Source organism: Spirosoma gilvum (assembly GCF_054776815.1).
This window is the reverse complement of record NZ_BAAHBH010000013.1, coordinates 231,321-238,533: the sequence shown is the minus strand read 5'-3', so window position 1 is coordinate 238,533 and position 7,213 is coordinate 231,321. Positions and strand designations below refer to the sequence as shown.

4 protein-coding genes are annotated in these 7,213 nt (G+C 48.6%); all 4 read left to right on the top strand.

The features are described from left to right. Nucleotides 1-527 precede the first annotated feature (527 nt). The 4 genes from ACYVFD_RS29460 to ACYVFD_RS29445 all read left to right on the top strand — a co-directional run bounded on the left by ACYVFD_RS29460 (nt 528) and on the right by ACYVFD_RS29445 (nt 7,045). Complete coding sequence (locus ACYVFD_RS29460) at nt 528-4,736, top strand: hybrid sensor histidine kinase/response regulator (protein ID WP_461094108.1); 4,209 nt, start codon at nt 528-530, stop codon at nt 4,734-4,736. 314 nt (nt 4,737-5,050) lie between these two features. After that, nucleotides 5,051-5,593, top strand: a complete 543-nt coding sequence (locus tag ACYVFD_RS29455; RefSeq protein ID WP_461094107.1) for a hypothetical protein — start codon at nt 5,051-5,053, stop codon at nt 5,591-5,593. Nucleotides 5,594-5,975: 382 nt separating this feature from the next. After that, nucleotides 5,976-6,455 (top strand): response regulator, encoded by a 480-nt coding sequence (locus ACYVFD_RS29450; protein ID WP_461094106.1) that lies wholly within the window; start codon nt 5,976-5,978, stop codon nt 6,453-6,455. Between the two features lie 140 nt (nt 6,456-6,595). Beyond that, complete coding sequence (locus ACYVFD_RS29445; RefSeq protein WP_461094105.1) at nt 6,596-7,045, top strand: response regulator; 450 nt, start codon at nt 6,596-6,598, stop codon at nt 7,043-7,045. Nucleotides 7,046-7,213: the final 168 nt, after the last annotated feature.

Sequence of the window (7,213 nt, the reverse complement as noted above, 5' to 3'; positions counted from 1 at the left end):
CTGCCTAAGAATCGCTACGATCTGCGATTCGGTAAATCGTGTTGCTTTCATTTCCCTTTTGTTTACCAATGAAATTAAAGTTTTTTACTCTACTTTTCACTGGCTCACTTTTAGGGGGTCAGGACAAATGCAGGAAAAATTCAAGCTCGATAGCTGCGAGTATAGTAGGTTACTTGAAGTAATAAATCCATGAGGCTACTTCGTCTCACCAATGAGCATTTTTTGAGAATCCATTAACAAAGCCGAGCCGGAGTGGATCGACTAACCTGTCTACTTGCATTTGATGACCTAAACAAAAGGATTATAAAGTCAAGACGACGACCACAAAACCCTGAATAGTCGGATTCGTAAAACATTCTAGAAACTATCCATTGACTTCAGAAACAGATTTGGGCTATACGTTAGCTTTTCGGTTGACGCTTCGTGGGAAGAAGTCCGGGCTTATCTATTGTAACTAATATCAAAATATATAAATAGAATTGTACTATATTTACAAATAGTAATCCACTATGTAACCGTAACTTAGGATGCCATTTCGAATTAGTTTACTTGTGCTGCTTCTAAATTGTTATTCCTTTCCCGCCTGGACCCAGCATCAACTCATCCGATTCTCCCACCTAACCACCAAGGAGGGATTAGCCCAAAATACGGTCACCTGCGTTTTACAGGATCATCGGGGTTTTATGTGGTTTGGCACCCAGGATGGACTTAACAAATTTGACGGCTACTCCTATACGCTCTATCGAAATGATCCCCTCAACCCGTCCAGTATCGGCCATAGTTATATCCATACCCTTTTCGAAGATAGACAGAAACGGCTATGGGTAGGTACTGATGATGGAGGTTTGAGCCTATTTGATCCTTACACCGATGGCTTTACCAATTTCAAACACGAGCCCACCCGTAAAAATAGCCTCAGCCATAATAAAGTCCAGACCATAACCCAAGATGCTCAGGGCTACCTCTGGATTGGTACAGAAGGGGGCGGCTTAAATCGATTTAACCCTGCCACGGGCTCCTTTACCCAGTATACGCATCAACCCTCCGATCCAGCCAGCTTAAGTGATAACTTTGTCCGTGCCCTTTGTATGGATCAAACCGGTGTACTGTGGATCGGGACGGCTAATCATGGGGTTGATCAATTTAATCCGGCCACAGGCTCCTTCACTCATTATAGCTATAACCCGGCGGATAGGCACTCTTTGAGTCATAATCAGGTCAATACCTGCTATGTCGATTCAAAAGGACAACTGTGGGTAGGCACCGAAGGCGGTGGATTAAATCGATTTCAGGCGCCTTCGGGTACTTTTGTCCACTATCGACGCTCAGGTCCTAAGCCTTTTCAACTAACCCATGATGACGTCGTTGCGCTGGCCGAAGACAGGGAACATAATTTATGGATTGGCACCCGGAATGGGGGTATCAATGTGCTCCATACTCAGGGGCAGTTTTCCTACTTTACTTATAATGAAGCCGATAGCGATGGGCTCAATAATGGCTCTATCTATGCCCTGTTTCGGGATCGTACGGGAACGATGTGGGTGGGTACTTATGCCGGTGGTATCAATAAGCTGGACGCAGCCCCCCAAAACTTCCGACTTTATCAACGGACTCCGGCCAATACCAACCGCCTGACCAACCCTAATATCCTGGCTGTCCAGGAAGATCGGCAGGGCAATCTATGGCTGGGGACGGATGGTGGTGGTTTGAACGTATTACGAAAAGGACAGACTGTATTTGAGGCTTATACCCATTCGGAGTCACCCACTAGCTTAGGTAGTAATTATGTGCTGACGATTCTGGAAGACGTCCAGCAACGGCTGTGGGTCGGTTGTTACAAGGGAGGGCTATGGCTGATGGATCGAGCTAGGGGTACATTTCAGGCCCAAGGCAACTTCAATAATCTAAGTATTAGCGCTATCCTACAAGCCCGAAATGGGCTTTTCTGGTTAGGTACGTTTGAGGAAGGTCTCATCCTGTATAACCCTAAAACCGGGGCAGTTGTGCGTTACCTGCCAAATTCGAGCCGAACGGATCAACTCAACTGCCCCACCATTACGACCTTATGGGAAGATCAGCAGGGAGCTATCTGGATCGGCACGGAAGGGGGCGGCATCAATATCTTTCATCCAGCTACGCATACCTTTTCCCACTATCAGCATGAGGAGAAAAAGCGTAATAGCTTAAGTAATAACCTGGTAACGGCCCTTTTTAAGAGTTCAACCGGCCAGCTCTGGATCGGCACTCATGGTGGCTTAAATCGGTTTGACTCCCAATCGCAAACCTTTTCCAGCTTTCGCCAGTCAGATGGTTTGCCTAATGAGGTCATCCAGGCCATTCTGGAAGATGATCGGGGCACGCTCTGGCTGAGTACCAATAAAGGCTTGACCTCCTTTAATCCCAAGACGCATGCCTTCCATAGCTTTGATGCCCGTGATGGCTTACAGGGTCGTTCCTTTAACCGAATGGCCGCTTATAAAAGCCCGAATGGACAATTGTTTTTCGGTGGTTCAGCGGGCCTCAACAGCTTTTACCCGGACCGTATTCGCTATAATCCAGCCATTCCTCCGGTCTATATCACGGACTTGCAGCTATTTAATAAATCCGTGCATGTACAGGATAAGAACTCCCCCTTAACCAAGCCCATTGATGAAACCCATGAGTTGACCCTTTCCTACAAGCAGTCAGTGATCTCCTTTGGGTTTGCCGCGCTCAATTATACCATGCCGGCCAGTAATCAATATGCCTATACACTGGAAGGCTTTGACCAGGGCTGGATTCAGGCAGGTACCCAGCGCTCAGCGACCTACACTAATTTGGATCCTGGCGACTATGTGTTCCGGGTAAAAGCCTCGAATAACGACGGGATCTGGAATTCGGCCGGTACCTCCCTCATCCTGCATGTAATTCCGCCCTTCTGGCAAACGGGGTGGTTTAGAATACTACTGGTTCTACTAGGGCTAGGCAGCGCCTACGGGATTTACCGCCTACGGGTTAGCCACTTACAGCGACTACAGATCTTCTTACAACAGCAGGTTCAAGAGCGTACCCAGGAAGTCAACCAGCAGAAACAGGAGTTACTGGAGCAAGCACTACACTTACAGAGTCTGAATGAACAGTTACAGCAGCAGTCGGCGCAGGAGCAGCAGGCTCGCCAGGAAGCGGAGTTAGCTAACAAAGCCAAAAGTGTCTTTCTGGCGACGATGAGCCATGAAATTCGCACACCCATGAATGGGGTCATCGGTATGACATCCCTGCTGGAAGAAACACCCCTTTCGGATGAGCAGCGAGAATATACCGATACCATTCGGAGTTGTGGAGAAAGTTTATTAGGGGTTATTAATGATATCCTCGATTTTTCCAAGATTGAATCCGGTCACCTAGAACTTGAACAACAGGACATCAATCTGAGAAATTGTATTGAGGAGGTGCTTGACATGTTTGGCGGTAAAGCGGCCCAGATTGGCTTGGATTTGATTTATCAAATCGATCCCCAGGTACCTGCTCAGATCATTGGTGACAGCCTACGGCTTCGACAGATTCTGATCAATCTGGTAGGTAATGCGATTAAGTTTACCCACCAAGGAGAAATCCTGGTTAGTGTTCATAAGGTAGTATTCCAACCTGAGGGCGACATCGAATTAGCTTTTTCGGTACGGGACACAGGGATTGGTATCCCTCGTGATAAAATCGACCGGCTCTTTAAAGCCTTCTCCCAGGTCGATTCATCCCATACCCGTCAGTACGGTGGAACGGGCTTGGGGCTGGTGATTAGTCAGCGGCTGATCGCGCTGATGGGTGGGCGTATCCAGGTGGAGAGTGAAGTCGGGAAAGGTACCGAGTTTTGGTTTACCATCCGAAGTCAAGTCAGTCAGCAGCTTACCCAGCATTACATGTATGCTCATTTGGCGGATCAGGCGGGCAAGGCCGTATTACTGGTGGATGACAATCAGACCAACCGGACCATTCTGAAGACGCAACTTGAGTACCTGCAGTTGCAGCCTACCGTAGCTGATTCAGGCCAGCAGGCGCTGGACATCCTGCACCAGGGGCACTCGTTTAACTTGGTCATTACGGATCGACAAATGCCTCAGATGGACGGTATTGAGTTGGCTCAACACATCAAAGCCAGGTATCCTAGCATCCCCATTATCCTACTCAGCTCCATGGGTGACGAAAGTCGAAAAATGCATGCGGACCTATTTTCGGCCATATTGACTAAACCCATCCACCAACAGCCTTTTGTCCATTTGATTCAGCAGACCCTACAAGCCAAACCCATCGTGGCCCGTCCGGCCGCAGCCCGGCCGGAGCCAATCTACAATCAGGATTTTGCTCAACAATTTCCATTGCGTGTCCTGATTGCGGAGGATGCGCCGGTGAACGTAAAGTTACTGGTTCGGATACTCAATAAATTAGGCTATTCACCCGCTGTGGCCAGCAACGGCTACGAAGTATTGGAAAGCTTACCGCAGGGCTTTGATTTAATTCTGATGGATGTTCAAATGCCCGAGATGGATGGTCTGGAAGCCACCCGACGGATTCGGCAGCAGTCTATCGATCAACCCTGGATCATTGCCCTGACGGCGAATGCCATGCAGGAAGATCGGCAGCTCTGTTTAGAGGCAGGCATGAATGATTACATTACCAAACCACCCCCTTTATCTTTATTAAAGCAGTCACTCCAGCAAGTAAGCCTTCGCCGTCAGCCAGGCAAACTGTTGGCTAAAAAGTGACGAGCGGTCGTAACGTTCGTTTACTGTATGTCGTCACCGAAACGAAGGTCTAAGAGCTGGAAATAAACCAGTTGCGCTATTCCAAGACCCCAGGATAGAAGCGCACTGCGGCAATTGAGTAAGCCCCCAAGAAAGAAAACAGATACATGGTCGCTCGTTCGTCTTAAGACGGCCACCCCGGCTCAATCATAGGGCATAAGCTTGCCAATCCTCGACCACTAGCTCATATTACTCAAACATGTTTGCTGGGGCAAGGTTAGTTCGTAACCCACCAGGTTCTCCTAGTCGGTTACACAACAAAACCCAATACTGCAATGACTAATCAAACAGACAACACCAGCTTTAACACCACTTCGTCAACCACATCAACAACGATGATGACGGCTATCTTTCCTGATCGCGAGGCCGCCGAGACGGCTTACAATGCCTTATTAGCGCATGGCTTTTCAAAAGAGGATGTCAACATTGTCATGACCGATGAAACTCGCAAACAGCACTTTGACCATCGCTACGCTGACGATTCCGCCTTAACAGATAAAACCATGGAGGGGGCGGGTAAAGGCTCGGCCATTGGGGGAACCGTGGGAGCCGTAGCGGCAGCGATTGCAGCCATTGGCACAACGCTGGCTTTACCAGGCCTGGGCTTACTGGTGGCTGGCCCGTTAGCGGCTGGCTTGGCGGGTGCTGGAGCGGGTGGTCTGGCAGGGGGCTTGATTGGCGCTTTAGTCAATTCAGGTATCCCCGAAGAAACGGCGAAAACCTATGAAACGGGACTGAAAAGTGGCGGTATTGTTGTGGGGGTACATCCTCGGAATGAAGCCGATAGACAGTATTTAAGCCAGCAGGGCTTTCAGTAAGGCTAGCCTGGTCAGTAAAGATATTGCCATCTGACAAGAGTCAATCGTTAAGTAAACGGGGCCTGTTGACTCTAGTAAATAGTGTAAGATCGACTAGTGTAACAGCGGCCATTTTATGTTGCTCAACCGCATCGAGGATTGATCGATGCGGTTGTCTTTTTATCCATCTCAACCAACAACTCATTTAAGGAACTGAACCATGAACGCCCCTTCATCTCATTTAGGAGGGTTAATTAAGACGAATGATCATTGCCTACCCACTCCTGTTTGGGCTAACTGGAAGAACCACTAATATGGTCAGAAACCTGTAAAACAGTTATTTGATAGGTAACAATCTGAGCTTCGGCAGGTTAAGCTACTAGATTAACCAGCCGAAGCCATCATGACCAATGCTAAAAACAGCCAACTCAGTCAGAATCCGGGGGCAAAACTACTCATCATTGAGCCCCTGGACCAGCAATGGACTTTCATCCAGCAAGCCATTTCCCAGGGCTTTAAGCAAGGAAGCCCTCAGCGAGCGGAATCGCCCCAGCAAACCCTAACGCTACTGACATCTTGGCAACAACAGGAATGGGAACTGCCCAAGTTGATCCTGCTGGACCTGCACTTGCCCAGCTTAGACGATGGCTGGCAATTACTAACGGCTATCAAAGCTCTATCGGCTCCCACCCGGTGGATTCCCATTATCGTGTTGAGTGCCTCTAATCAGCGGGCTGATATTAGTAAAGCTTATGAGTTAGGCGGTGCCTCTTTCGTCAGCAAACCAATCGACTTAGCTGGCTGGCAAATTCTGTTTGAGGAGCTGCGCGCTTACTGGTGGGAAACGGTACGGCTACCCCCACCCACTATGCGATGTAACTAGGTTAAGTAGATTTGACGAAAATGCGTTTTAGTCGATTGCGGCAACTACTTAGCGGCTTTGCTCGTTAGGTGTCTACCTGGGCAAACCAGTGGGGAGCCCAAGCCGTATCCCTTACACAACTACCACTTATACATCACCCTATGCAATCAGAACAAGTTACGTTTACCTTTGACATTCTGGTGGTGGATGATGAACCACCGGTCAGTGATCTGCTCACCCGAATCGCTCTAAACGAGTTTCCACAAGCCAGGTTCATTCCGATGCGATCGGTTGAGGAAACGCTGGCGTATGTACAAACGCACACGGATCGTCCTCCTCAACTGATCCTGCTGGATATTGATCTACGCGACTCTACTGATGGGTTAAGTTTGCTGGCCCAGTTACGGGCTTATTTTAAGGGATCTGTACCTATCATTATGTTGAGTGTGTTGGATGAGAAAGTCAAAATTGAACAGGCCTACCAGCAGGGGGCGGTTGCCTACACCCAAAAACCGGAGGATCTGCAAGGCTGGCATAAATACGTTCAGATGTTACACAGGTATTGGCACCAATCGGTAAGTTTGCCCACCATCGATCCTCCCCTCAACTAGGTTTAGCGGGTTCCCTTTCCCCGGCTTAGGAGTGAACCCAGACTCCTTCGTTGGTGTACTGATAAAAAGGCTTGGGTGGCCAAGGGAACTCATCTGACAATGGGCTATGAAGCCGTGACCAGAATATCTACTTAGAGAAACGCAAGTTCAACTAAGTAGATACGCTAT

Coding starts and splice junctions, on each gene's coding strand:
- ACYVFD_RS29460 (WP_461094108.1), top strand. CDS start 528: ATGCCATTTCGAATTAGTTTACTTGTGCTGCTTCTAAATTGTTATTCC.
- ACYVFD_RS29455 (WP_461094107.1), top strand. CDS start 5,051: ATGACTAATCAAACAGACAACACCAGCTTTAACACCACTTCGTCAACC.
- ACYVFD_RS29445 (WP_461094105.1), top strand. CDS start 6,596: ATGCAATCAGAACAAGTTACGTTTACCTTTGACATTCTGGTGGTGGAT.
- ACYVFD_RS29450 (WP_461094106.1), top strand. CDS start 5,976: ATGACCAATGCTAAAAACAGCCAACTCAGTCAGAATCCGGGGGCAAAA.